General features: G+C 67.2%; 20 protein-coding genes. 15 read left to right on the forward strand and 5 right to left on the reverse strand.

Annotated elements, in window-relative coordinates:
- From ABY44_RS16570 to ABY44_RS16625, 12 genes are all read left to right on the forward strand, one after another.
- A partial coding sequence (locus tag ABY44_RS16570; RefSeq protein WP_431641412.1) for a FimV/HubP family polar landmark protein occupies positions 1 to 1,534 on the forward strand: 1,534 nt, incomplete at its 5' end.
- Complete coding sequence (gene truA, locus ABY44_RS16575; RefSeq protein WP_027791143.1) at positions 1,534 to 2,346, forward strand: tRNA pseudouridine(38-40) synthase TruA; 813 nt, start codon at positions 1,534 to 1,536, stop codon at positions 2,344 to 2,346. The genes ABY44_RS16570 and truA, both read left to right, overlap by 1 nt.
- The gene (locus ABY44_RS16580; RefSeq protein WP_027791144.1) at positions 2,343 to 3,044 is read left to right on the forward strand and encodes a phosphoribosylanthranilate isomerase; all 702 of its coding nucleotides are present in this window, start codon (positions 2,343 to 2,345) and stop codon (positions 3,042 to 3,044) included. Before truA ends, ABY44_RS16580 begins: the two co-directional genes overlap by 4 nt.
- 55 nt (positions 3,045 to 3,099) lie before the next feature.
- Positions 3,100 to 4,293 (forward strand): tryptophan synthase subunit beta, encoded by a 1,194-nt coding sequence (trpB, locus tag ABY44_RS16585; RefSeq protein ID WP_027791145.1) that lies wholly within the window; start codon positions 3,100 to 3,102, stop codon positions 4,291 to 4,293.
- A 9-nt stretch (positions 4,294 to 4,302) separates the two neighbouring features.
- Entirely contained in the window at positions 4,303 to 5,154 is an 852-nt protein-coding gene (locus tag ABY44_RS16590) for a DNA-methyltransferase (protein WP_060173166.1), read from the forward strand.
- Between the two features lie 41 nt (positions 5,155 to 5,195).
- Positions 5,196 to 6,011: a tryptophan synthase subunit alpha gene (gene trpA / locus ABY44_RS16595; RefSeq protein WP_027791147.1), complete on the forward strand. Its 816-nt coding sequence runs from the start codon at positions 5,196 to 5,198 to the stop codon at positions 6,009 to 6,011.
- A 63-nt stretch (positions 6,012 to 6,074) separates the two neighbouring features.
- On the forward strand, positions 6,075 to 6,947 hold the full coding sequence (accD, locus tag ABY44_RS16600; RefSeq protein ID WP_021158729.1) for an acetyl-CoA carboxylase, carboxyltransferase subunit beta: 873 nt from the start codon (positions 6,075 to 6,077) through the stop codon (positions 6,945 to 6,947).
- A 100-nt stretch (positions 6,948 to 7,047) separates the two neighbouring features.
- Positions 7,048 to 8,358 (forward strand): bifunctional tetrahydrofolate synthase/dihydrofolate synthase, encoded by a 1,311-nt coding sequence (gene folC / locus ABY44_RS16605; protein ID WP_060173167.1) that lies wholly within the window; start codon positions 7,048 to 7,050, stop codon positions 8,356 to 8,358.
- A gap of 29 nt (positions 8,359 to 8,387) precedes the next feature.
- Entirely contained in the window at positions 8,388 to 9,224 is an 837-nt protein-coding gene (locus tag ABY44_RS16610) for an SPOR domain-containing protein (RefSeq protein WP_059684345.1), read from the forward strand.
- Between the two features lie 6 nt (positions 9,225 to 9,230).
- Positions 9,231 to 9,725, forward strand: a complete 495-nt coding sequence (locus ABY44_RS16615) for a CvpA family protein (RefSeq protein ID WP_006491262.1) — start codon at positions 9,231 to 9,233, stop codon at positions 9,723 to 9,725.
- A 51-nt stretch (positions 9,726 to 9,776) separates the two neighbouring features.
- Positions 9,777 to 11,309 carry an amidophosphoribosyltransferase gene (gene purF, locus ABY44_RS16620; RefSeq protein ID WP_027791150.1) on the forward strand — a complete coding sequence of 511 codons (1,533 nt, stop codon included), beginning with the start codon at positions 9,777 to 9,779 and terminating at the stop codon, positions 11,307 to 11,309.
- 247 nt (positions 11,310 to 11,556) lie between these two features.
- Positions 11,557 to 12,747 (forward strand): O-succinylhomoserine sulfhydrylase, encoded by a 1,191-nt coding sequence (locus tag ABY44_RS16625; protein WP_027791151.1) that lies wholly within the window; start codon positions 11,557 to 11,559, stop codon positions 12,745 to 12,747.
- 107 nt (positions 12,748 to 12,854) lie between these two features.
- Here the strand turns inward: ABY44_RS16625 and ABY44_RS16630 are convergent, their stop codons facing one another.
- Genes ABY44_RS16630 through ABY44_RS16640 form a run of 3 tightly spaced genes read right to left on the reverse strand, consistent with a single transcriptional unit; the run spans position 12,855 to position 15,959 of the window.
- Positions 12,855 to 13,826 (reverse strand): NAD-dependent epimerase/dehydratase family protein, encoded by a 972-nt coding sequence (locus ABY44_RS16630; RefSeq protein ID WP_060173168.1) that lies wholly within the window; start codon positions 13,824 to 13,826, stop codon positions 12,855 to 12,857.
- A complete protein-coding gene (gene gmd / locus ABY44_RS16635; RefSeq protein WP_027791153.1) occupies positions 13,813 to 14,859 on the reverse strand; it encodes a GDP-mannose 4,6-dehydratase in 1,047 nt (348 codons plus the stop codon). The genes ABY44_RS16630 and gmd overlap by 14 nt, the downstream gene beginning before the upstream one ends.
- A 35-nt stretch (positions 14,860 to 14,894) precedes the next feature.
- Entirely contained in the window at positions 14,895 to 15,959 is a 1,065-nt protein-coding gene (locus ABY44_RS16640; RefSeq protein ID WP_060173169.1) for an acyltransferase family protein, read from the reverse strand.
- A gap of 488 nt (positions 15,960 to 16,447) precedes the next feature.
- On the opposite strand from ABY44_RS16640, the gene ABY44_RS16645 reads away from it, so the two are divergent.
- On the forward strand, positions 16,448 to 18,640 hold the full coding sequence (locus ABY44_RS16645) for a hypothetical protein (protein WP_060173170.1): 2,193 nt from the start codon (positions 16,448 to 16,450) through the stop codon (positions 18,638 to 18,640).
- Positions 18,641 to 18,666: 26 nt separating this feature from the next.
- The gene (locus ABY44_RS16650) at positions 18,667 to 20,133 is read left to right on the forward strand and encodes a flippase (protein ID WP_027791156.1); all 1,467 of its coding nucleotides are present in this window, start codon (positions 18,667 to 18,669) and stop codon (positions 20,131 to 20,133) included.
- Here ABY44_RS16650 and ABY44_RS16655 read toward each other — a convergent pair.
- Complete coding sequence (locus ABY44_RS16655) at positions 20,111 to 21,199, reverse strand: RNA-guided endonuclease InsQ/TnpB family protein (RefSeq protein WP_060173232.1); 1,089 nt, start codon at positions 21,197 to 21,199, stop codon at positions 20,111 to 20,113. The genes ABY44_RS16650 and ABY44_RS16655 overlap by 23 nt on opposite strands.
- Positions 21,200 to 21,285: 86 nt before the next feature.
- Between ABY44_RS16655 and ABY44_RS16660 the strand changes: the two genes are divergently transcribed.
- Entirely contained in the window at positions 21,286 to 23,751 is a 2,466-nt protein-coding gene (locus tag ABY44_RS16660) for a glycosyltransferase family 4 protein (protein WP_060173171.1), read from the forward strand.
- Positions 23,752 to 24,209: 458 nt separating this feature from the next.
- Here ABY44_RS16660 and ABY44_RS16665 read toward each other — a convergent pair whose 3' ends face one another.
- Positions 24,210 to 25,385, reverse strand: coding sequence for an acyltransferase family protein (locus ABY44_RS16665; RefSeq protein WP_059694032.1), 1,176 nt, complete (start codon positions 25,383 to 25,385; stop codon positions 24,210 to 24,212).
- Positions 25,386 to 25,441 lie beyond the last annotated feature (56 nt).

Raw genomic sequence — 25,441 nt, forward strand, 5'->3', positions numbered from 1 at the left:
CGTCGAAAGCGTGCAGCCGGCGGCGCCCGTTGCCGGTGCAAGCGGTCCGCATGTGTGGAGCGGTGCGATCCAGTCGGTGCCGTCGTCCGCGAGCGGTGCCGCGCTTCCGCCTGTTGCGGGCAGCCAGGTTTCGGGCATGAACGAACCGGCCGGGGCTGCGCCCGCCACGGGCGCGTCGCAGCCGCGGCCGTCGAGCCTGCAGCAACTGCTGGCGCTGAAGAACCGCGTGCTGATGGAGTTGCAGAAGCACGGCATCGGCAAGCCGGCCACGACGAACGAGGTCGCGCCGGCGCCCGTGCCGGCACCTGTCGCACCGCGTCCGGCCGCGAACGATACGGGCGCATCCGCTGCCACGCCGGCGGCAAGTGAAGCCGCGTCCGGCGTTGCTGCCAGCGCAGCGCAGCCGGCATCGGTATCGGCGCCCGCGCAATCGGCCGCGCCGGTGGCGGCACCTGCGCGCAGTACCGGGCAGATGGACTGGCGTCCGGCCGCGGTGGCCGGTGCGGCCGTGATCGTCCTCGCCGCAGGTTTTGCGTGGCGCAAGCGCCGGAAGGGCCGGCGCGCGGAAGAAACGGGTGATGCGGGTACGAGCGCGACGGCTGCTGCGGTCGTCGCGGGCGGGTCCGCGGCTGCGGCGGCAGAAGCCGAAGCCGCGCCGTCCGTCGAGCCGGAACTGCCGATCCGGCCCGAGATGCCGGTCGCACGCGACGCGGCTTCCGATTTGAGCCTTGCCGCGGCCACTGCCGCAGCGGCGGAGACGGTCGAGACGCCTGATGCGGATGTGCCGTCGGCGCCGGAAGTGGTGCCGACGCATGACGAGCAGCCCGAATTGCCGGCCGTGCACGCCGTAGTGCCGACCGCGAGCGAGGCGGCTCCGGCTCCGCACGATACCGAGCCGGTAGAGAAGATCGCTGCCGAACAGCCCGCGGAACAGCCTGCCGAGACGCCGATCGCCCCTGCGGCCACCGAAACGCAGCACGAGGCGCTGATGCAGAACGCGATCAGCGCGCTCAACAGCCTCGACATGCCGCTGCCGCCGCGCACGCAGGACGAGCCGTCGCTGGCGACGGACGAGTCTGCCGCGCAGGCAAGGCAGTCCGACACCGATAAAGTCGCAACTAACGGTCAAGTCGACTCGCGCCTTCCGATTGGCGCGATCGATCCGGCCCCCGAACATCCGGCCGATCAGGACGACGAGTTCGATTGGGATCCGGACGCGGCGACGCCTGCCGGCCAGGCGGGCAGCCCGTTCGCGACGTCGTCGCTGCCGCCGCTCGGCGGCGCGCAGTTCGGTGCACTGAAGCTCGACTTCGATCTGGACCTGCCGTCGACGCCGGGCGCCGCGTTGCCGGCGCTGACGCCGAACGAACTCGCCCGCATCGCGCGCAACAAGCTCGACCTCGCGACCGAATACGTCGAGCTGGGCGATCTGTCCGGCGCACGGACGCTGCTGCAGGAAGTGGTCGACGCGAACGACACCGCGACGCGCGACGATGCGCGTGCGCTGCTCGCGAAACTGGCGGACGAGGCGTGATGCGGATCGCGCTCGGCATTCAGTACGACGGCGCGGCGTTCTGCGGCTGGCAGGCGCAGCCGCACGGCAAGACCGTGCAGGATCGGCTCGAGCACGCGCTGGCCGAGTTCGCGCGCGTGCCGCTGCATACGACGGTGGCCGGGCGGACCGACACGGGCGTGCACGGGCTCGGGCAGGTCGTGCATTTCGATACCGACCTGGATCGCGAGGTGTTCTCGTGGGTGCGCGGGACCAACGCGTTCCTGCCGCCGACCGTAGCGGTGCAATGGGCGAAGCCGATGCCGGAGACGTTTCACGCGCGTTTCTCGGCGTTCGAGCGCACCTATTACTACGCGCTGTACGTGCATCCCGTGCGCTCGCCGATGCTGGCGGGGCGCGCGGGCTGGATCCATACGCCGCTCGACGACGACGCGATGCGCGCCGCCGCCGCGCACCTGATCGGCGAGCACGACTTCTCGTCGTTCCGGTCGTCGGAATGCCAGTCGAAGACGCCGGTCAAACACCTGTACCAGATCGACGTGCGGCGCGTGGGCCATTTCATTCATTTCCGGTTCCGCGCCAACGCGTTCCTGCACCACATGGTGCGCAACCTGATGGGCTGCCTCGTCGCGGTCGGCCGCGGCCGCTATCCGGCCGACTGGCTTGCCGACGTGCTGGCCGGGCGCGACCGTAATCTCGCGGCGCCCACGTTCATGGCCGACGGGCTGTACCTCGCCCACGTCGGCTACCCGGCGGAATTCGCCGTCCCGCCCGCGCAGCTCGGCAGCGTGCCGTGGAGCAGCGTCTGGGCCGACCTGGACCCTCAACCATGACGGATCACGCCGTGTCTCCTTCGACTCCCGCCGCGGCCGGCCTGCCGCCGCGCACGCGCATCAAGCTGTGCGGCCTGTCGCGTCCCGAGGACGTGCTGCACGCGGCGGCGCTCGGCGCCGACGCGATCGGTCTCGTGTTCTACCCGAAGAGTCCGCGCGCGGTGACGATCGCGCAGGCGGCCGAGCTGGCGCGCCTCGCGCCGCCGTTCGTGTCGGTGGTCGGGCTGTTCGTGAATGCGACCGAAGCCGAGATCGAGGCCGTCGTGCGCGACGTGCCGCTCACGCTGCTGCAGTTCCATGGCGACGAGACGCCCGGGCAGTGCGACGCCCTCGGCCGCGCGGCACGCCTGCCGTGGTTGCGCGCGGTGCGCGTCGGCCCCTCGACGCAGCCGGCCGATTTGGTAGAATCGGCACTTCATTATTCGAAAGCGCGCGGCCTCCTGTTCGACACCCTGGTGCCGGATTACGGCGGTAGCGGCAAGGTCTTCGATTGGTCTCTTATTCCCGCAGAGCTCGCGCATCGGGCCGTTTTGAGTGGTGGCTTGAGCGCGCAAAACGTCGGTGATGCGATTCGCCAGTTGCGCCCGTTTGCTGTCGATGTCTCGAGTGGCATCGAAGTGGAGGGCGCGAAGGGCGTGAAGGATCACGCCCGGATGGCGGCGTTCGTACGCGCGGTGCGCGAAGCGGACGCCGGGTGATGCAAGCCGGCGCGGCCCCGAAAGCGGGGCGCCCCGACCGATCGAGAGAGACACCATGTACAACCTTCCTGATGACCGCGGCCACTTCGGCCCGTATGGCGGCGTGTTCGTCGCCGAGACGCTGATTCACGCGCTGGACGAACTGCGCGCGGCGTATGAAAAATTCCAGAACGATCCCGATTTCGTCGCCGAATTCGAGCGCGAGCTGAAGCATTTCGTCGGTCGCCCGTCGCCGATCTATCACGCACAGCGCTGGAGCGAGACGCTCGGCGGCGCGCAGATCTACCTGAAGCGCGAAGACCTGAACCACACGGGCGCGCACAAGATCAACAACGTGATCGGCCAGGCGCTGCTCGCGAAGCGCATGGGCAAGAAGCGCGTGATCGCCGAGACGGGCGCCGGCCAGCACGGCGTCGCGACCGCGACGATCTGCGCCCGCTTCGGGATGGAGTGTGTCGTCTACATGGGCTCGGAAGACGTGCGCCGCCAGGCCGCGAACGTCTACCGGATGAAGCTGCTTGGCGCGACGGTCGTGCCGGTCGAATCGGGTTCGCGCACGCTGAAGGACGCGCTGAACGAAGCGATGCGCGACTGGGTCACGAACATCGAGAGCACGTTCTACATCATCGGCACGGTCGCGGGCCCGCACCCGTACCCGATGATGGTGCGCGACTTCCAGCGCGTGATTGGCGACGAGTGCAAGGTGCAGATGCCCGAGCTCGCGGGCCGGCAGCCGGACGCGGTGATCGCCTGCGTCGGCGGCGGCTCGAACGCGATGGGCATCTTCTATCCGTACATCGACGACACGTCGGTGCAGCTGATCGGCGTCGAAGCGGCCGGCGACGGCCTCGACACGGGGCATCACGCGGCGTCGCTGATCGCCGGCAGCCCGGGCGTGCTGCACGGCAACCGTACCTATCTGCTGCAGGACGACAACGGCCAGATCATCGAGACGCATTCGGTGTCGGCGGGCCTCGACTATCCGGGCGTCGGCCCCGAGCACGCATGGCTCAAGGACAGCGGCCGCGCACAGTACGTCGGCATTACCGACGAGGAAGCGCTGAAGGCGTTCCACGACTGCTGCCGGATCGAGGGGATCATTCCCGCGCTCGAGTCGAGCCACGCGATCGCATATGGCGTGAAGCTCGCGCCGACGTTGCCGAAGGACAAGATCCTGCTCGTCAACCTGTCGGGCCGTGGCGACAAGGACATGCACACGGTCGCCGAGCGATCGGGCATCGAGCTCTGACCCCGACCGATGCGTGACCTGATCGAAGAACCGGGCGGCGGTGCCGCGAGCGAGGCGGGGGCGGTTCAGCCCGCCGCCACCGTGCCGCGCGCGCTGCCGTCCGGGATCGAACTGCACAACCGCGATTTCCTGACCGATGCCGCGCACCTGCCGGACGCGTCGATCGACCTGATCGTCGCCGATCCGCCGTACGGGCTCGGCAAGGACTACGGCAACGACTCGGACAAGCGTTCGGGCGACGACTTTCTCGCGTGGACGCGCGAGTGGCTCGAGCTCGCGATTCCGAAGCTGAAGCCGAGCGGGTCGATGTACATCTTCTGCACGTGGCAGTACGCGCCGGAAATCTTCAGTTTCCTGAAGACGCAGCTCACGATGGTCAACGAGATCATCTGGGACCGGCGCGTGCCGAGCATGGGCGGCACGACGCGCCGTTTCACGTCGGTGCACGACAACATCGGCTTTTTCGCGGTTTCCAGGGCGTATTACTTCGATCTCGATCCGGTCCGCATCCCGTACGACGCCGACACGAAGAAGGCCCGCTCGCGCAAGCTGTTCGAAGGCAGCAAGTGGCTGGAGATGGGCTACAACCCGAAGGACGTCTGGTCGGTCTCGCGCCTGCACCGGCAGCACGCGGAGCGCGTCGACCATCCGACCCAGAAGCCGCTGGAAATCATCGAGCGGATGGTGCTCGCAAGCTGCCCGCCGGGCGGCCGCGTGCTCGATCCGTTCATGGGCAGCGGCACGACCGCGGTGGCCTGCGCACGGCAGGGGCGCGACTTCGTCGGCTACGAGATCAACGAAAGCTATTGTGCGATCGCGCACGAGCGCGTGAGCGCGCTCGCTGTGCCGGCGTGCGCGTGAATCGCGCCGCCGCCTCGCCGAAGCATTGAGGAAAAATTGCCATGTCCCGTATTCAGCAAACCTTCGCCGCGCTCGCCGAACAAGGCCGTAAGGGCCTGATCCCGTTCATCACGGCCGGCGATCCCGATCCCGCGAAAACCGTCGAATTCATGCACGCGCTCGCCGAAGGCGGCGCGGACGTGATCGAACTCGGCGTGCCGTTCTCGGACCCGATGGCCGACGGCCCCGTGATCCAGCGCTCGTCGGAACGCGCGCTCGCGCGCGGCGTCACGCTGAAAAGCGTGCTCGCCGACGTGAAGCGCTTTCGCGAAACCGACCCCAAAACGCCTGTCGTGCTGATGGGTTATGCGAACCCGATCGAGCGGATGGGCGTCGACGCGTTCGCGGCCGAAGCGCAGGCGGCCGGTGTCGACGGCGTGCTCGTCGTCGACTATCCGCCGGAAGAGGCGGGCGTGTTCGCCGAGAAAATGCGCGCCGCGCAGATCGATCCGATCTTCCTGCTCGCGCCCACGTCGACCGACGAACGTATCGCCGACGTCGGCAAGATCGCGAGCGGCTACGTGTATTACGTGTCGCTCAAGGGCGTGACCGGCGCAGGAAATCTGGATGTTTCGAGTATTGCGGGTAAAATCCCGGCCATCAAGTCGCGCGTGCCGGTTCCGGTCGGCGTCGGCTTCGGTATCCGCGACGCCGAAACGGCGCGCGCGGTGGCCGAGGTGTCGGACGCGGTCGTGATCGGCAGCCGCCTCGTGCAACTGCTCGAAAGCGCTGCGCCGGAGGGTGCCGCCGCCGCGCTGAAGACTTTCATTGCCGAGCTGCGCGCCGCCCTGGACGGCGCGGGCAAGACGGCGCGATAAACACACACAGGAAGCGGGAACGGGCCGGTCGGCCCGGCCCGCCACGGAACAGGAAACCATACGATGAGCTGGCTCGACAAACTGTTGCCGCCGAAGATCAAGCAGACCGACCCGAAAAGCCGCAAGGGCATTCCGGAAGGCCTGTGGGTCAAGTGCCCGTCCTGCGAGGCCGTGCTGTACCGCAACGACGTGGACGCGAACCTGCACGTGTGCCCGAAGTGCGATCACCACATGCGCATCGGTGCGCGTGAGCGCCTCGACGGGCTGCTCGATCCGGAAGGCCGTTATGAAATCGGTCAGGAAGTCGTGCCGGTCGACACGCTGAAGTTCAAGGACAGCCGCAAGTACCCCGATCGTCTGAAGGAAGCGATGGACGACACGGGCGAGACCGACGCGATGGTCGTGATGGGCGGTGCGATCCACACGCTGCCGGTGGTCGCGGCCTGCTTCGAGTTCTCGTTCATGGGCGGCTCGATGGGCTCGGTGGTCGGCGAGCGCTTCGCACGCGGCGCGCAGAACGCGCTTGAACAGCAGGTGCCGTTCATCTGCTTCACCGCATCGGGCGGTGCACGGATGCAGGAAAGCCTGCTGTCGCTGATGCAGATGGCGAAAACCACCGCGATGCTGACCAAGCTGGCCGAAGCGAAGCTGCCGTTCATTTCGGTGCTGACCGACCCGACGATGGGTGGCGTGTCGGCGAGCTTTGCATTCCTCGGCGACGTCGTGATCGCCGAACCGAAGGCGCTGATCGGCTTTGCCGGCCCGCGCGTGATCGAGCAGACGGTCCGCGAGAAGCTGCCGGAAGGCTTCCAGCGCGCCGAATTCCTGATCAAGACGGGCGCGATCGACATGATCGTCGACCGTCGCAAGATGCGCGACGAGATCGCGCAACTGCTCGCGCTGCTGCAGCGACAGCCGGCCGACGCGCTGGCTTGACCGGCGCAAGGTTGTGAACTCTGCGCGTCGCCTGGCTTCCGCGTCAGGCGACGCGCTTCGTTTTTTGGCGTAGTGGCGGTACCGATCCAGATTTGAACCGATGAGCACTTTTCCCACTCTCGACGCGTGGCTTTCGCATCTCGAACGCGCGCACCCGGTCGGCATCGACATGGGCCTGACCCGCATCGGGCAGGTCAAGGCGGCGCTGCAGCTCGAATTCGCGTGCCCCGTCATTACCGTCGGCGGCACGAACGGCAAGGGCTCGACCTGCGCGTTCCTCGAGACGATCCTCGTGCGCGCGGGCTACAAGGTCGGCTGCCACACGTCGCCGCACCTGCTCGAATTCAACGAGCGCGCGCGCGTGAACGGGCAGAACGTCACCGATGACGAACTGCTGCCGCACTTCGAGGCCGTCGAAGCCGCACGCACGTCGTTGCCCGAGCCCGTGTCGCTCACGTACTTCGAATTCACGACGCTCGCGATCCTGCACCTGTTCGCGTCGCGCGGGCTGGACGCGGTGATCCTCGAGGTCGGCCTCGGCGGCCGGCTCGACGCGGTCAACATCATCGATACCGATTGCGCGATCGTCACGAGCATCGACATCGACCACACCGAATACCTCGGCGACACGCGCGAGAAAATCGCGTTCGAGAAGGCCGGGATCTTCCGTGCCGGCAAGCCGGCGATCTGCGGCGATCCGGCCGCGCCGCAAACGCTGATCGACCACGCGGAAGCGATCGGCGCCGACCTGTGGCTCGTCGGCCGCGATTTCCGCTACGAGGCGCAGGCAGGCGCGGAGCGCCAGCAGTGGAGCTACCTCGGTCGCGAGAAGCGCTATCCGGCGCTGGCGTACCCGGCGCTGCGCGGCGCGAATCAGCTGATCAATGCATCGGCCGCGCTCGCCGCGCTCGAGGCGCTGCGCCCGGTGCTGCCGGTGTCGGCGCAGGACATCCGGCTCGGCCTCGCGAACGTCGAGCTGCCGGGGCGCTTCCAGGTGCTGCCCGGCAAGCCCGCGATCGTGCTCGACGTCGCGCACAACCCGCATGCATCGGCCGTGCTCGAGCAGAACCTCGGCAACATGGGTTTCTTCCCGTACACGTACGCGGTGTTCGGCGCGATGCACGACAAGGACATCGACGGCGTGCTGCAGCACCTGAAGGGCGAGATCGACCACTGGTGCGTGACCGATCTGCCGCTGCCGCGTGCGGCCACCGCCGAGCAGCTCGAAGCCGCGCTGCGCAAGGCCGGCGTGGAGGACGGGCCCGATTCGAGCGTCACGCGTTACACGTCGCCCGCCGAAGCGTTTCGCGATGCACTAAAAAGAGCATCCGAGAATGATAGAATCGTGGTTTTCGGCAGTTTCCATACGGTTGCCGGCGTGCTGGCCTACCGTAAATCGCAGCAACACTGACTGACGGGCAGTTTCGGACTCAGCCATTCATGGGAATTTTCTCGTTCGGCAAGAAAGACGACGACGCGCCCCCGCGGCGCGGCGGTCGCACCGGGGCCTCCCGGAACGTGCGCACGGAGCGCACTGAACGCGTCGAGCGACGCTCGCGCCGCACCGAGCGTCCGGAATCGGACGCACTGCTCCTCGATCCGACCCTTCCAGAAAAGCAACGCGCGCGCCGTCGCCTCGTCGGCGCGATCGCGCTCGTCGTCGCCGCGGTGATCGTGCTGCCGATGGTGCTCGATTCGCACCCGAAGCCGGTCACCGACGACATCGCGATCGACATCCCGAACCGGCCCGCGCACCAGGCGGTCGCGCCGCGCGACGACGATGTGTCCGACGTGCAGGCCGGCGTCGCGCATGACGAACCGCCGGCATCCGACACGGCCGTTGCGGCCGCACCGGCGCCCGCGCCGAAGGATGCCGCCAAGCCGGCCGCGAAACCCGATACCACGACCACGGCGAGCGTGACGCCGCCGAAGCCTGCGCCGAAACCGGCTGCGCCCGCGGCGAAGCCGGCTGCGCCGAAGCCCGCACCCGCGGCCGTCGCGAATGCCGACGCCGCGAGCCCGGACAGCGGCGACGCGTCGTCGCCGTCGTCGCCGGCCGGTGCGCGCTTCGCGGTGCAGCTCGGGTCGTTCAAGGATGACGCGACGGCCCGTTCGTGGGCCACCAAGTTGAAATCGGCGGGCGTGCCCGCATATGTCGAGCATCGCAAGCAGTCGGATGGCAGCACGGCTACACTGTTGCGTGCAGGCCCGTTCGCGGATCGCGCGGCGGCTTCCGCCGCGATCGCGAAGGTGCGCGAAGCCGGTCTGACGCAGTAACGCACGATGCTGACGGCTTTCGACTACGCTGTATTGGCGGTGATCGTGTTGTCGGCGCTACGCGGTGCGTGGCGCGGCTTCGTGTCCGAGATTTTCGGGCTGATCGGCTGGATCGCGGCGATCGTGATCGCGGGCCGCTACGTCGGATTGGTCGTACCGTATATTCCGGCGAACTGGCCGGGCGGTGCGCTGACGCAGTGGGTGATCGCTTTCGCGTTGGTCGTGATCGGCGTGGTGCTGGTCGCCGGCGTCGCGAACGCGCTGCTGTCGCGGATCGCGCAGGCCAGTGGCCTGGGCGGCGTCGACCGCTCGCTGGGCATGATGTTCGGGCTCGTCCGCGGCTGCGTGCTGGTGGTGCTGCTGGTCGCGGCGGCCGGGCTGACCGAACTGCCCAAACAGGATTTCTGGCGCAATGCGCTATTGCGTCCTTTCGCCGAACAGGGCGTGCACGAGCTGAAGCAGCTCCTGCCCGACGGCATGGCCCAGTACGTACGCGTGTGACGACGCGGCTGGGCAGGACGGAACCGATTTTGTCATTCTGAAGGACATGCCATGTGCGGCATCGTAGGCGTTATCTCCCAATCCCCTGTCAACCAGCTGATCTATGACAGCCTGCTGCTGCTGCAGCATCGCGGTCAGGACGCGGCGGGCATCGCGACGGCGGACGGCAGCAATTTCCACATGTACAAGGCGAACGGCATGGTGCGCGACGTGTTCCGCACGCGCAACATGCGCAGCCTGCCCGGCACCTACGGCATCGGCCAGGTGCGCTACCCGACCGCCGGCTCGGCGTCGAGCGAAGCCGAGGCGCAGCCGTTCTACGTGAACGCGCCGTTCGGGATCATCCTCGCGCACAACGGCAACCTGACGAACTGGCAGCAACTGAAGGACGAGATGTTCCGGATCGACCGCCGGCACATCAACACCAATTCCGACAGCGAAGTGCTGCTCAACGTGTTCGCGCACGAGCTGCAACTGTCGACCACGGGCCTCGAGCTCGATCCGGCTTCGGTGTTCAAGGCCGTCTCGGGCGTGCATCGCCGCCTGCAGGGTTCGTATGCGATCGTGTCGCTGATCGCCGGCTACGGCCTGCTCGCGTTCCGCGACCCGTTCGGCATCCGCCCGCTCTGCATCGGCAAGCTCGAGACCGAGCACGGCACCGAATGGATGGTCGCGTCGGAGTCGGTCGCGGTCGAAGGCATCGGTTTCGAATTCGTGCGCGACCTGGAGCCGGGCGAAGCGGTCTTCATCGACAAGGCCGGCAACTTCCACAGCCAGCAGTGCGCGGAGAACCCGACGCTGAACCCGTGCATGTTCGAATACGTGTACCTCGCGCGTCCGGATTCGTGCCTCGACGGCGTGCCGGTCTACAACGTGCGCCTGCGCATGGGCGACTATCTCGCCGAGAAGATCAAGCGCGAACTGCCGAACGTGCCGATCGACGTCGTGATGCCGATTCCCGATTCGTCGCGCCCGGCCGCGATGCAGGTCGCCGCGAAGCTCGGCGTCGAGTACCGCGAAGGCTTCTTCAAGAACCGCTACGTCGGCCGCACCTTCATCATGCCGGGCCAGGCCGTGCGCAAGAAGTCGGTGCGCCAGAAGCTCAATGCGATGAGCATCGAGTTCAAGGACAAGAACGTGCTGATCGTCGACGATTCGATCGTGCGCGGCACGACCTCGCATGAAATCGTGCAGATGGCGCGCGATGCGGGCGCGAAGTCGGTGATCTTCGCGTCGGCCGCGCCGCCCGTGAAGTTCCCGAACGTGTACGGCATCGACATGCCGACGCGCGGCGAGCTCGTCGCACACGGCCGCACCGACGAAGACGTCGCGAAGATCATCGGCGCCGACCACCTCATCTACCAGGACGTCGACGACCTGCGCCGCGCGGTGCGCGACATCAACCCGAAGCTCGAACGCTTCGAGGCGTCGTGCTTCGACGGCAACTACATCACCGGCGACGTGACGCCCGAGTATCTCGATGCGATCGAGCGCGCGCGCCTCACGCCGGCGTCGCAGGCCGATCGCGATACGGCCGGCGACACCGAACGTTCGCAGATGAACCTGCAACTGTCGGTCGAGTGACACCGGCGCACGCTTTTATCGAGGCGTGATAGGATGTGGCCTTGCGTCGATTTGATATCAGCTTGCGGACGCGGGGCGACTTCCCAAAACAGCTAAAGCGAAGGCCGGTGGCAACCGGCCCGAGTCGATCGCTGTCGTACCGCACCGAAGCCCGCTGATGCCGACGCATAGCGGGCTTTTTGTTTTTTGGCCTGGTTTTGATCTGGCCTGCGCGATGCGCGTGGCCATCGGATACGGAAAACGGAACATGGACGACTCCCTCAACTTCGACACGCTTGCCGTGCGCGCGGGCACGCTGCGCAGCGACTTCAACGAGCACTCGGAAGCGCTGTTCCTCACGTCGAGCTTCTGCTTCCAGAGCGCGGCCGACGCGGCCGAGCGCTTCGCGAATTCGGAAGACTATTTCACCTATTCGCGTTTCACGAACCCGACCGTCACCATGTTCCAGGAGCGCCTCGCGGCGCTCGAAGGCGGCGAGGCGTGCATCGCGACCGCCTCCGGGATGGCCGCGATCATGTCGGTCGTGATGTCCGCGCTGCAGGCGGGCGACCACCTGGTCAGCTCGCGCAGCCTGTTCGGCTCGACGCTCGGGATGTTCTCGCAGATCTTCAGCAAGTTCGGAATTACGACGACCTTCGTCGACCCGACGGACCTGAACGCGTGGAAGGAAGCCGTGCGTCCGGAAACGAAGATGTTCTTCCTCGAGACGCCGTCGAACCCGCTGACCGAACTCGCCGACATCGAGGCGATCGGCAAGATCGCGAAGGCATCGAACGCGCTGTTCGTCGTCGACAACTGTTTCTGCAGCCCGGTGCTGCAGCAGCCGCTGAAGCTCGGCGCGGATGTCGTGATGCACTCGGCGACGAAATTCCTCGACGGCCAGGGCCGCGTACTTGGCGGCGCGCTGGTCGGCTCGAAGGAATTCATCATGGGCAAGGTGTTCCCGTTCGTGCGCAGCGCGGGCCCGACGCTGTCGGCGTTCAACGCGTGGGTGCTGCTGAAGGGGATGGAGACGCTGTCGCTGCGCGTCGAGAAGCAATCGGCGAACGCGCTGGAGATCGCGCGCTGGCTCGATTCGCATCCGGCCGTCGCGCGCGTGTTTCATCCGGGCCTCGAATCGCACCCGCAGCACGAGCTCGCGAAGCGTCAGCAGAAGGCGGGCGGGGCGATCCTGTCGTTCGAACTGAAGGGCGACACGCCCGAACAGCAGCGCGCGAATGCATGGCGCGTGATCGACAACACGAAGCTGATCTCGATCACCGGCAACCTCGGCGACACGCGTACGACCATCACGCATCCGGCGACCACCACGCACGGCCGCATCACGCCGGAGGCGCGCGCGGCAGCGGGGATCAGCGAAGGGCTGATCCGCCTGTCGGTGGGCCTCGAGGATGCGGGCGACCTGCGCAAGGATCTCGCGCGCGGGCTGGAAGGCTGAGCGCGGCACGTCACGCATGTCGTGACGTGATCCGACGTGACGATGGACGAAGGGCCGTTCGCGCAAGCGAGCGGCCCTTCGTTTTTGTGCCGATGAAATCGCGCGGCTTACCCGGTGCGATCTGCGTTGGCGTGCGTGTCGTTGCGCATCGCCTCCACCATCCACCGCAGCGTGTCGTCGAGCGGCGTGACGGGCAGCTCGCCCACCGCGCGCCGCAGCTTGTCGCGCGACCCGGACAGGCTCTTCACCTCGTTGTGCCGCACGAAACGCGGATCGATCGTCACGTCGATCACGTATCCGGCGATACGCGACAGCATCGCCAGCACTTCCTTCAGCGAATACGCGCGCTCCGAGCACACGTTGAACGTCTCGCCGGCCGGCGCGGCTTCGACCAGCTTCAGGTACGCGGCCGTCACGTCGCGCACGTCGGAGAAATCGCGGCTCACGTCGAGGTTGCCGAGCGAGATCCGCGGGGCGTTGCGCGCGTAGTGCGCGACGAGCTTCGGCAGCAGGTACGCATCGCTCTGGCCGACACCCGTGTAGTTGAACGGCCGCGCGATCACGATCGGCAGACGGTCGGCCCACAGTTTCGCCGCGTATTCCATCGCGAGCTTGCTGACCGCATAGTCGTTCGCCGGGGCGGGGGCGACGGTTTCGTCGAGCACGCCGGCGGTCGAATTGCCGTAGATGTTCGCGCTGCTGGCGAGCAGCACGGCCGACGGGCGGCGGTCGAGGCCCGCAAGCGCGGCCAGCAGGTTGCGGGTGCCGACGATGTTGACCGCGTAGGTTTCCGACGGCTCGTCCTGCGCGACATGCGCGCGCGCGGCGAGATGCACGACCGCATCGGGCCGGGCGTCGGCGGTCGCCGCGCGCAGCGCCTGTGCGTCGAGCAGGTCGACGGGCAGCAGCGTGCAGTGTGCGAAGGCCGGATCGTCGGGGCGCGCCGCGCCGGGCGCGACCGTGCCCCAGACCTCATAGCCGGCCGCCTGCAGGCGCTCGGCCATGTAGCGGCCCGTGAAGCCCGTCAGGCCGGTGACAAATGCACGGCGCGACGGGCGTCCGGCTTCAGAACGTGTCATGGTGTTGATTCCGCGTCAAATCGGCTTCGACCATCATCTGGCAAAGTTGTTCGAGCGTCGTCTTCGGTTCCCAGCCGAGCTTGGACCTGGCCTTGTCGGCGCAGCCGATCAGCAGGTCGACCTCGGCAGGGCGATAGAACTTCGGGTTCACTTCCACGAGCACGTTGCCGTTCGACGCGTCGAGGCCGCGTTCCTGTTCGCCCTTGCCGGTCCATTCGATCTGGTAGCCGGCCGCCGCGAACGCCATCCGCACGAAATCGCGCACGGTCTCGGTGCGGTTGGTCGCGAGCACGTAGGTGTCGGGTTCGTCGGCCTGCAGCATGCGCCACATGCCTTCGACATATTCAAGTGCAAAACCCCAGTCGCGCTTCGCGTCGAGGTTGCCGAGCTCGAGGCGGGTCGCCTTGCCGAGCTTGATCTTCGCGATGGTGTCGGTGATCTTGCGCGTGACGAACTCGCGGCCGCGCAGCGGCGATTCGTGGTTGAACAGGATGCCGCTGCTGCCGAACAGGCCGTACGACTCGCGATAGTTCACCGTCATCCAGTGCGCGTACAGCTTCGCGACGCCGTACGGGCTGCGCGGATAGAACGAAGTCGCTTCCGTCTGCGGGATCGACTGCACCTTGCCGAACATCTCCGACGTCGACGCCTGGTAGAAGCGCGTCTTCGGGCTCACGACGCGAATTGCCTCGAGCAGGTTCAACGGACCCAGGCCGGTCACTTCGGCGGTCGTCGCCGGCTGGTCGAACGACACGCCGACGAAGCTCTGCGCGGCGAGGTTGTACAGCTCGTCGGGCTGCGTGCGTTCGAGCAGGCGCAGGCTCGAGCCGGCGTCGGTCAGGTCGTGTTCGACGAGCGTGAGGTTCGGGTGCGTGTCGACGCCGAGCTCGGCGATGCGCCAGAAATTCACCGAGCTGGTGCGGCGGTAGGTGCCCGTGACCTCGTAGCCCTTGTCGAGCAGCAGCTTGGTCAGGTAGGCGCCGTCTTGCCCCGAGATCCCGGTGATGATGGCCTTCTTGCGAGTTTGGCTCATGACGTTGTCCTGGTAGAAACGATGGAGGGTGAAAGTCAGGCGGTCGTGCCGGCGGCGGCCGGCAGCGCACGGCGTGCGGGGCCGCGCGTCAGGCGCCGTTCGAAGCCGTACCAGCTCAGGGTCGCGTATGCGAGCGTGATCGCGAGCGCCAGCGCGGCCGTGACGAAGCGGTTCAGGTGCAGCGGCCACAGCGCGTACAGCACGCTGAGGTGGATCAGGTACACGGTGTAGCTGACGGTGCCCACGTAGACGAGCATCGGGTTCGTCAGCACGCGCTGCACGAGGCCGCGGCCGCGCAGCGCGATCACGACGATCGACGTGCACAGCAGCAGCGAGATGCTGTAGAGCGCGGCGTTCGACAGCGGCGTGTTCGCGGCGCGAAAACGCGGGAACGACAGGTGCAGCCAGCCGAGGATCGCGAGCGACACGAGGGCGCCGACGATCGCGAGCGGATAGAACGGTTCCAGCGCGCGCCGGTCGCGGCGCAGCACGATCGCGAGCAGCGCGCCGGCGGCGAGCAGGTCCATCCGGAACGGCGTCAGGTAGTAGATCGGCCAGAACGAGTCGAACCACGGCGTCGCGATCGCGCGCAGCACGGGGGCCGCGACGATCAGCGCGGCGGCGATCCACAGCAGCGCGCGCTCCGAGCACCACAGCACGACGAACGGCCAGAAGATGTAGAACTGCTCCTCGACCGCGAGCGACCACAGCACGTTCAGGCTGTCGTGGCCGATGCTGCCGAGCGACAGCCCGATGTTGGTCGAGAAGAACGCGAACCACGGCCAGTGCGGCAGCCAGCCCGCACCGAACAGGATCGTCGACACCACCAGCAGCAACACGTACGGCGGCAGGATGCGGCGCACGCGGCGTGCGTAGAAGTGGCTGAAGTACGACTGCCCGCGCGCCTTGCGATCGAGCAGGATGCCGGTGATCAGCAGGCCGCTCAGCACGAAGAACAGGTCGACGCCCATCCACAGCGGCGCCTTCAGCGCGTGCTGCAGGAACACGGCGCCCACCGCGATCGCGCGCAGCCCGTCGAGCTGCACGATGCGGCCGTGTGGCGGCGGGGTGGGGGCCGCGGGTCGCGAGAGGCCCGTCATCGCGCCGCTCCTTCGCGACGCGCGGCCTGAGCCGGGGCGAGTCGCACATCCGATGCGTAAACGTGAACGTAATGCATGCCATTAAATGAAATATCGAATCGAAATCGATTCTAGGGAAAAGAAATCGGCAAAAAAACGCGCGTCATTTATCCGACGACAAACATTCAAATGCCGGTTATTTCGGTCGGGGGATGAACGGTCGCCGCCCGGGAGGCCCCGCCAGGCGGTGAAAAGCGGCATTTTCTACAGACTGGAAAGCGAAACGCGGTCGTAATTGCCGTTTTCGGGTGTCTTTGCGCGTCTGTTCCGGTTCGATATTTCAGGCGGAAACATCCCCAAATATTTCCAAATTTCTTGTGATTATTTTTGCTTGTAACCTGCATCGCGACGTTTGAAACCCATTTAGCGACAGGGTGCGCCGGCAGCGGTGCCGGTCGCTCTTGCATCAAGTCTGGAGAAGCGCATTGCGACGTCTGATTCTGGTAGGCATGACGGTATGCGCGACGCTGCTGACGAGCGCCGTACCGGCCGAAACGGTGTTGCCCGCGACGACGTCGTGGATCGGCAATACGTTCGGCTATGGCGACGGCAGCTGGACGCAGATCGACATCCGCGCGATCGCGGTGACGCCTGAAGGCAAGGTGTATACGAATGCGCCATGGGACGAGAGCGGCGCCGAAGCGAGCGTCTACCAGGACGGAAAGATGCTCGGCTTCGCCGGCGGCACGCACGGCTGGGGCAACCTCGGCGGCAGCGCGATCGCCGTGAACAGCAAATATGCGTATGTCGCGATCGGTGTCGGCAACGAGCGCGGCCACCTGCAGTCGCCCGGCATCTGGCCGGACAAGGGCAAGCAGTGGTTCGGCATCTCGCGCCGCACGATCGGCGACATGAAGCAGCCGGCGCCGTTCCGCGCGGCGCCGCAGGTGGCTCCTGGCGGGCGTGCCGATGCCGGCCGCGCGCGGATGGCCGCGAGCTTCATGATGATGAACGAGGTGGCGGCGCCCGCGCGCTCGGAAACGGGCGAGCAGAAGGCGGAAGTCGGCGGCCTCGCGGCCGACGACAAGACGCTGTTCGCGACGAATCCGACGCGCGACGCGGTGGACGTGTACGACGCGGAGACGATGCAGCAGAAGGGCACGTGGAGCGCGCACGAGCCGGGCCGCATCGCGCTCGCGGGCGACGGCACGTTGTGGCTGCTCACGGACACGATCAAGGGGCCCGCGCACCTCGCGCACGTGCGCGCCGACGGCCGCAAGCTCGACGACGCCCCCGCGCTGCCGGAAGGCACCGACGCGGTAGACGTGGCAGTCGACGCGAAAGGGCGCGTGCTCGTCGCGGACAACGGGCCGCGCCAGCAGATCCTGATCTTCTCGAAAGGCGGCAAGGGTTATGCGCAGTCGGGCACGCTCGGCGAGCGCGGCGGCATCTTCGCGGGCCCGGTGCCGGGCCGGCCCGGGCCGCAGCGTTTCAACGGGCTGACGGGGGTCGGTGTCGACCGGGCGGGCAACATTTACGTGTCGATGAACGGCATCGGGCCGCGTCACGACACGATCGGTGCGGGGCTCGGCGCCGTGCTCGAAAGCTATACGCCTGACGGCAAGCTGCGCTGGCAGGTGCAGGGGCTGCTGTTCGTCGACGGCGCATGGCTCGACCCGGCGCGGCCGAACAGCGTGTACACGGGCAACAAGCGCTTCGAGCTCGACCTGTCGAAGCCGCCGGGCCAGGACTGGAAATACGTCGGCTTCCTGTCGAACCGCTTCAAGTATCCGGACGACCCCGTGTTCCATACGGACCAGTGGCCCGGCATGCCGATCGCGCGGCGCCTCGACGGCCGCACGTTCCTGTACCTGACGGACATGTACGCCGATCACCTGAAGATCTACCGCTTCGACGCGAAGCGCGACGGCGAAGTCGCGATTCCGTCCGGTCTGATCGCGGGCCGCGCGCGGCCGGTCGACAACGTGCCGAACAAGCCGCCGGGCGGCGACTGGCTGTGGCGCGACGCGAACGGCAACGGCCGGCTCGATGCCGACGAGTTCGAGATCAATACCACCGGCAAGGCGAAGGCGGGCGGCTGGGGCTGGTGGGTCGACGCGAAGGGCGACATCTGGCGCACGAGCGACGTGCGCGGCATCCACCGCTTCCAGTACGGCGGCGTCGACAAGGCCGGCAACCCGGTCTACTCATACGACAAGGTCACGACCTATCCGATGCCGCAGCCGTTCACGCAGCTGCGCCGCTCGATCTACGACGCGCAGACGGACACGCTGTACGTGACCGGTTACACGGCCGATGCCCCGCCGCAGCCGGGCATCAACAAGGAAGTGGGCCGTGTGCTGGTCCGCTTCGACAAGTGGTCGACGGGCTCGCCGGTCGTGCGCTACCAGGTCGCGCTGCCGTGGCAGCTCGACGCGAAGCCGATCTTCGACCTGATCGGGATCACGGCCGAGGGCCGCTACCTCTTCGGGGTGGAGCCGGTCGGCAAGATCCACGTGTACGACAAGGAAACCGGCAAGGAAGTGGGCGTGATGAGCCCGGGCGCCGAGGTCGGCAAGGCATCCGGCTGGGTCGACGTGCCGTTCGGCATCAGCGCGTTCCGGCGCGAGAACGGCGAGTACCTCGTGTTCGTCGAGGAAGACGCGCGCGGCAAGGTGCTGATGTATCGCTGGAAACCGTGACGGACGACGTCACACAAGGCAGAAGCATGGACAAAGGCATACTCAAGAACGTTTCGATCAACTTCATCGGGCTGATCCTGCCGACCTTCGTGTCGCTGGTGACGGTGCCCGCGTATATCCACGCGCTCGGCGTCGAACGTTACGGCGTCGTCAGCCTCGTGTGGACGCTGATCGGCTATTTCGGGATCCTCGATCTCGGGATGAGCATGGCCGCGCAGAACCACATCTCGAAGGCGCTCGCGAGCGGCAACGGCGATGAAAGCGCGCGCGTGTTCTGGAGCGCGTTCTGGTTGAACCTCGGCACCGGCATCGTGGGCGGGCTGCTGATCTATTTCGGCGCGTTCATCTACACCGCCTACTTCACGAAGGTGTCGGCGGCGATGCAGCACGAGGTGTATCTCGCGCTGCCGTGGCTCGCGCTCGCGATTCCGCTGGCGAACGTGTCGTGGGTGTTCGCCGGCGCGATCAACGGCGCCGAACGTTTCGGCGTGTTCAACACGAACCAGACGATCGGCACGTTCCTGTTCCAGCTGCTGCCGCTCGGCGCCGCGTGGTGGATCGCGCCGAACCTGCAGACGGTGCTCGCCGCGGCGGTCGTCGCGCGCCTGATCGCGGCGGTGATGCTCGGCCACGCCAGCATCAAGGTGCTCGGGATCCGGCGCATCGATCCGCCGCAATGGGGCACCGCGAAAGGGCTGTTCAATTTCGGCGGCTGGATGCTGATCGCGAGCACGACGAGCATGATCGCCGACACGCTCGACCGCGTGATGCTCGGCGCCGGCATGGGCGCGAAGTTCGTCACTTACTACACGGTGCCGCAGAACCTCGTCACGCGCCTGAACATGCTGCCGAACGCGCTCGTGCGCACGCTGTTCCCGCGCCTGTCGGCGGTCGGCCGCGACCATGCGGACACGCTCGCGCGCCAGTCGCTCGAATTCCTGAACGGCGTGTTCACGCCGGTCGGCATCGTCGCGATCTTCGCGCTCGCGCCGTTCCTCACGCTGTGGGTCGGCGCGGATCTCGCCGCGCATTCGGCGCCGGTCGGCCGCGTGCTGGTGATCAGCGTGTGGCTCGTCGGCCAGGCGAGCGTCACGCGCATCCTGATCCAGTCGCAGGTCAATCCGTCCCGCGCGGCCTTTGCCGGGCTCGTCCAGATGCCGTTCTTCGTCGGCGGCCTGTGGTTCGGTATCCATCACTTCGGGCTGATCGGCGCGGCGGTGGTCGTCGCGGCGCGCGCGTTCGTCGACTACGGCGTGCTGCTGTACCTGTCGGCGATCCGGATGCGCGCGATCGTGCTCGACATGCTCGCGCACCTCGCGTTCCTGCTGGCGAGCCTGTTTCTGGCGCAGGCATGGCCGGGGCTCGTCGAGTCGATCGGCATGTGCGCGGTCGTGCTGCTGCTGAACGTCGCGTGGTCGCTCACGATGACGCCGGGGCTGCGCGCGCTCGTGCGCGACCTGTTTGTCCGTCTCAATGCGAGGAGAACCGCTTGACGTCTTCCGTTGCTTGAAAGCAGCGGATTCCCACAACTGGCGATGCACGTCCGCATCGGAGAATGTTCAGAGCAGCGTTGGTATCCCGATCATGCACGACACCGCAACCACTGCAGGCCCACTCTCTTATTCGCAGTCCCGCGATACCTTTCGGCCGCGTCGTGCTGTCTTTCGATCCGCACGACGAACAGGACTGGGTAGAACCGCTTTCGTCGACTTCCTCGAACGTGACCCCGTGCGCCATCGCCTTGTAACGGAGCTTGTTGCGGAAGGACGACCAGGATGCGTCGTAGACGCTCTTTGCCATTCTGGTCCTGGCGAGTTTGGCGGCGGACACGTTGCCGACCGCGATGTAGTCGAAGCGCCGCACCAGATCGAGCGCGAGCTTGTACTGGAAATCGGCGCGGGCATTTGCCACCTTGCCGTGCAGCTTCGCGATATGGCGCTTGTGCTTGCGTGCTCGTTGCGCTTTCGCCAGCTTTTCCGCCGCGCGCCGACCGAACCGGTCGTTGGGAAGCTTCTCACCGGTCGAAAGTGTGGCGAATTCTTTCAGACCGAGATCGATGCCGACACCGGAACGGATCGGGCGCGCGGGAACTTCGGGTACTTCGATCGCGACGTTCAGGAACCAGTTGCCGCGCGCATCCTGCGCGAAATTGGTTCCATCCTTGATCTTGCCTTCGGGAAGCGGGCGACTGTTGAACACACGGAACGTGTTGCCGGCGAAGCGAAATGCATCTCCTTCACGCTTCAGGTCACGCCCCTTCAGCGGCACCCAGCCGAGCGATTTCCTGCCGCGATAGCGCAGGTACGGGCGTCGGTGGTGGTCGCGCGACTTCGCGTATTGCTCACACGTTGCGTTGACCGTGCCGGAGTGAATGCCGAGCTCCTTGCTGCTGCCGGTTGTCAGTACGTTCAGGTCGAAGCCGGTCGGCCACCTCTTGCTCCACTTGAGCGCGTGCTTCTGCGTGTCGTTGCAGAAGTTCCAGACGTAGTTCACCGCTCGGCTCTGCTTGTTAAGCAGACCGCTGAGCGATTTCACCCGGTAGCGATAGACAAGAATCATGCCGGTCACTCTAACCTAGGAATGCCGTTTGTCGACGGCGCTCCTTTCTTCCCCGCCAACAATGGCAGGGCTTCTTGGAGCGACTGATGAATCGCGATCTGGCGGAACACGCCTTGTTGAATCTCGCCACGGCCGATGCCGCCGCGGCCGAAGCCGGCGATGTCGCCGCACTGCGCCGGCCCGTGCCGGGCGAGCGCGCCAGCGCGCGGCAACCGTCGCGCGCGCTGCGCGTGGCGATCGTCCACGACTGGCTCGTCACCTACGCGGGCGCCGAGCGCGTGCTCGAACAGATCGTCGCGTGCTTTCCCGACGCCGACCTGTTCAGCCTCGTCGACTTCCTCGACGACCGCGCGTTCGTGCGCGGCAAGCCGGTGACGACGTCGTTCATCCAGAAGCTGCCGTTCGCGCGCACCAAGTACCGCAGCTACCTGCCGCTGATGCCGCTCGCGATCGAGCAGCTCGACGTGTCGGAGTACGACCTGGTGATATCGAGCAGCCACGCGGTCGCGAAGGGCGTGCTGACGGGGCCGGACCAGATGCACATCAGCTACGTGCATTCGCCGATCCGCTATGCGTGGGACCTGCAGCACCAGTACCTGGAACAGTCGAACCTCACGCGCGGGCCGAAATCGCTGCTCGCGCGGATGATCCTGCACTACATCCGCAACTGGGATACGCGCACCGCGAACGCGGTGGACGGTTTCGTCGCGAACTCCGCGTTCATCGCGCGGCGCATCAGGAAGGTCTACCACCGCGACGCGGCGGTGATCTTCCCGCCGGTCGACGTCGACGCGTTTTCGCTGAACGCGGAGAAGGACGATTTCTACCTGACCGCGTCGCGGATGGTGCCTTACAAGAAGATCGACCTGATCGTCGAGGCGTTCTCGAAGACGCCCGAGCGCAAGCTCGTCGTGATCGGCGACGGCCCCGAGATGCAGAAGATCCGCGCGAAAGCCGGCCCGAACGTCGAGATCATGGGCTACCAGCCGTTCGCGGTGCTGCACGACCGGATGCGGCGCGCGAAGGCGTTCGTGTTCGCGGCCGAGGAGGATTTCGGGATCTCGGTCGTCGAGGCGCAGGCGTGCGGCACGCCCGTGATCGCGTACGGCAAGGGCGGCGCGCTCGAAACCGTGCTCGACCCGCAATCGAACCGGAATCCGACCGGGCTCTTCTTCGACGAACAGACGCCGCATGCGATCGTCGCGGCCGTCGACGATTTCGAGCGCGCGCCGCAGCGCTTCACGCCGGACGCATGCCGCGCGAACGCGGAGCGGTTTTCCGCCGATACGTTCCGGCGGCGCTTTCTCGACTACGTGGAAGCCGCGCTGCCCGGCTCGACCGCACAGCGCGGTACGGCCGTCGCGCCGCTGCCGGCCGCGCGCGGCCCGGCGACGCTCGTGCTCGACCAGAGCGGCGTGCTTGGCGGCGCCGAGCTGTCGCTGCTCGAGATCATGAAGCACATGCGCGCGAACGCCGACGTGCTGCTGTTCGACGACGGCCCGTTCCGTGCGGCGCTCGACGAGATCGGCGCGCGTGTCGACGTGGTCGACCAGGGCGCGCTCGCGGGCGTGCGCAAGCAGGGCGGCGTGTCGGTCGGCGCGGTGAAGCAGCTCGTGCGGCTCGTGCGCGATGTGGCGCGGCGCGCGCGCCGCGCCGAGGTGATCTACGCGAACACGCAGCGCGCGATGGTGGTCGCCGCGCTGGCCGGGCGGCTCGCGCGCAAGCCGGTGGTGTGGCACCTGCGCGACATCGTCAGCACCGACCATTTCGGCAGCAAGCAGTTGCTGGCGATCAAATACTGCGCGCGGCTCGGCGTCACGCGCGTGATCGCGAACTCCGACGCGTCCGCGCAGGCGTTCCGCGCGCTGACGGGCTTCACGCCGCAGCACGTCGACGTCGTGTTCAACGGCATTTCGGCCGAGCCGTTCGATGCGCTGGAAGGCGTCAGCCAGGCCGCGCTGCGCGCGCGGCTGGGGTTGCCCGAGCACGCATGGCTCGTCGGCTCGTTCAGCCGCCTCGCGCACTGGAAGGGGCAGCACGTGCTGCTGGAGGCCGCCGCGCGGCATCCCGACATGCACGTGGTGCTGGTCGGCGCGCCGCTGTTCGGCGAGGACGATTACGCGGCGCAGCTGCACGAATTCGTCGCCCGGCACGGGATGGGCGAGCGCGTGCATTTCCTCGGGTTCCAGCGCGACGTGGCCGCATGCATGACGGCGGTCGACGTCGTCGCGCATACGTCGATCACGCCCGAGCCGTTCGGGCGCGTGATCGTCGAGGGGATGCTCGCGCGCCGGCCGGTCGTCGCGGCCCGCGCGGGCGGCGTCGTCGAGATCATCGAGGACGGCGACAACGGGCTGCTCTGCGCGCCGGGCGATGCGGCCGCGCTGGCCGAGGCGCTGGATACGCTGAAGCGCGACGGTGCGCTGCGCGAGCGGCTCGTCGCGAGCGGGCGTGCGACGGCGGTGCGCCGGTTCGGCACCGAAACCTACGTGGAGCGGGTCGAGAAGATTCTCGCGGATACGGCGAAGGCCGCGAAGGCGAAAAGGCAGTAGCCGGCGCGAGCCGCCCCCCGGAACGAGCCCTCACGCGGCAATGCGCTGCGTGAGGGCTTTGCTTTTCAGCGCGGGGCCTGGTCGGGCGAGTGGCGGGCAGGTCGTTGCGTAGCGTGGCGGGCGCGTGCTTGCACGATCGCCGTTGGGGGGACGGCGGGCGATGCGAGACGGCAGTGGGATAGGGCGACGTGAGAAGGCGGTGCGAGAAGGCGGTGCGAGAAGGCGGTGCGAGAAGGCGGTGCGAGAAGGCGGTGCGAGAAGGCAACGCGAGAAAGACGGTACCCAGGGCACCCCGCGCAGCGAAAGCCGGCCGAGGACGGCCCAGGCGGGTCGTGGCGCGGCCCGACGCCGGAGGCCAGCCCATCCGGTCAACCTGGCGTGCCGACGCGCTCAGGCCACGATAAAGCCCCCGTGCGGCGGGGTGCCGCGCGGGGGCTCGGGAACCCGGGCCGGCCGGATCAGGCGGCCCGTTCGGGCGCCGGCGCGACGACGCGGGCGGGGCGGGACGGCTTGAAGCTGGCCGACCACGTCATCGCGGGCCGTTCGAACATCCGGTAGAACAGGTACGCGACCGGGATCGCGGCGGCCATGAACGCGAACGACGGCCAGATCGACAACTGCAGTTCGGAATGGAACAGCACCGAGCCGAGGCAGACGAACAGCGGCAGGTGAATCAGGTACAGCGAATAGCTGAAGTCGCCGAACCAGCTCAGCACGCGCAACGGCGGCGTCGTGCGCGGCGGGCGGGCGAGCGCGCGGTACAGGAAGCACGCGAAGCCGGCCGACCAGAGCTGGAACGCGCCGTACTGGCCGAAATGGAACGCGCCGCAGCCGGCGGCCAGCAGCACGGCGGCCGCGCCGTACCACGCGCGCGACGGCACGGCGGCCGCGTCGCGCGGCGACTGTGCGCGCACGTCGGCGATCCACGCGCCGATCGTCCAGGACAGCCAGTACGACGTGAAGAACTGCAGGTCGTGCCGTTCGAGCAGCCACGCCGACGCGACGTTGACGAGCGCGACCGCGGCCACGACCGCCGGCATGCCGATGCGCCGGCGTACCGCGAACAGCAGCGGGTAGATCGCGTAGAACTGCACTTCGAGCGACAGCGTCCACAGCGCGCCGTTCGACCCGTACGTGTAGCCGGCGACGCCCTGCAGCGAGAACAGGTTCACGAGGAACGCGACGAGGCCGACATCGCGGATCTTGTGGCTGACGGGCTCGATCTGCAGGCTGACCGAGTCGAGCGCGAGCGTGAACAGCAGTGCGGCTAGCAGCACCGGGTAGATGCGCGCGAACCGGCGCATCCAGAAGTTCGGCGCGTCGAGCCGGTACGCTGGATCGGCCGCGAGCTTGAGCGCCGCGTTGCGGTGGATGCAGTAGCCGCTGATCACGAAGAAGATCGGCACGCCGGCGGAGCCCCACGCGAACGGAAAGGTCAGGTAGCCGGCGATCGCGCCCGGGGTGAGCGCATGGCCGTAAGCGTGATGGAAGCTCTGCATGCCGACCCAGACGACCTGCCGGCAGTGGAAATAGGCGACGAGCAGCGCCGCGAAGCCGCGCATCGCGTCGATCACGTGTTCCTTGTGGTCGGCGACGGGCGGCGCGGTTAGAGACGATCCGCTGAAAGCTTGCATGCGATTCGATTCCTTGCGACGGATTGACGGGAAGTTTCATCCAATCGTAATGCGCA

This window comes from Burkholderia sp. ZZQ-2 (genome assembly GCF_050768715.1).
GTDB lineage: Bacteria > Pseudomonadota > Gammaproteobacteria > Burkholderiales > Burkholderiaceae > Burkholderia > Burkholderia cepacia.

Coding starts and splice junctions, on each gene's coding strand:
- truA (WP_027791143.1), top strand. CDS start 1,534: ATGCGGATCGCGCTCGGCATTCAGTACGACGGCGCGGCGTTCTGCGGC.
- ABY44_RS16580 (WP_027791144.1), top strand. CDS start 2,343: ATGACGGATCACGCCGTGTCTCCTTCGACTCCCGCCGCGGCCGGCCTG.
- trpB (WP_027791145.1), top strand. CDS start 3,100: ATGTACAACCTTCCTGATGACCGCGGCCACTTCGGCCCGTATGGCGGC.
- ABY44_RS16590 (WP_060173166.1), top strand. CDS start 4,303: ATGCGTGACCTGATCGAAGAACCGGGCGGCGGTGCCGCGAGCGAGGCG.
- trpA (WP_027791147.1), top strand. CDS start 5,196: ATGTCCCGTATTCAGCAAACCTTCGCCGCGCTCGCCGAACAAGGCCGT.
- accD (WP_021158729.1), top strand. CDS start 6,075: ATGAGCTGGCTCGACAAACTGTTGCCGCCGAAGATCAAGCAGACCGAC.
- folC (WP_060173167.1), top strand. CDS start 7,048: ATGAGCACTTTTCCCACTCTCGACGCGTGGCTTTCGCATCTCGAACGC.
- ABY44_RS16610 (WP_059684345.1), top strand. CDS start 8,388: ATGGGAATTTTCTCGTTCGGCAAGAAAGACGACGACGCGCCCCCGCGG.
- ABY44_RS16615 (WP_006491262.1), top strand. CDS start 9,231: ATGCTGACGGCTTTCGACTACGCTGTATTGGCGGTGATCGTGTTGTCG.
- purF (WP_027791150.1), top strand. CDS start 9,777: ATGTGCGGCATCGTAGGCGTTATCTCCCAATCCCCTGTCAACCAGCTG.
- ABY44_RS16625 (WP_027791151.1), top strand. CDS start 11,557: ATGGACGACTCCCTCAACTTCGACACGCTTGCCGTGCGCGCGGGCACG.
- ABY44_RS16630 (WP_060173168.1), bottom strand. CDS start 13,826: ATGACACGTTCTGAAGCCGGACGCCCGTCGCGCCGTGCATTTGTCACC.
- gmd (WP_027791153.1), bottom strand. CDS start 14,859: ATGAGCCAAACTCGCAAGAAGGCCATCATCACCGGGATCTCGGGGCAA.
- ABY44_RS16640 (WP_060173169.1), bottom strand. CDS start 15,959: ATGACGGGCCTCTCGCGACCCGCGGCCCCCACCCCGCCGCCACACGGC.
- ABY44_RS16645 (WP_060173170.1), top strand. CDS start 16,448: ATGACGGTATGCGCGACGCTGCTGACGAGCGCCGTACCGGCCGAAACG.
- ABY44_RS16650 (WP_027791156.1), top strand. CDS start 18,667: ATGGACAAAGGCATACTCAAGAACGTTTCGATCAACTTCATCGGGCTG.
- ABY44_RS16655 (WP_060173232.1), bottom strand. CDS start 21,199: ATGATTCTTGTCTATCGCTACCGGGTGAAATCGCTCAGCGGTCTGCTT.
- ABY44_RS16660 (WP_060173171.1), top strand. CDS start 21,286: ATGAATCGCGATCTGGCGGAACACGCCTTGTTGAATCTCGCCACGGCC.
- ABY44_RS16665 (WP_059694032.1), bottom strand. CDS start 25,385: ATGCAAGCTTTCAGCGGATCGTCTCTAACCGCGCCGCCCGTCGCCGAC.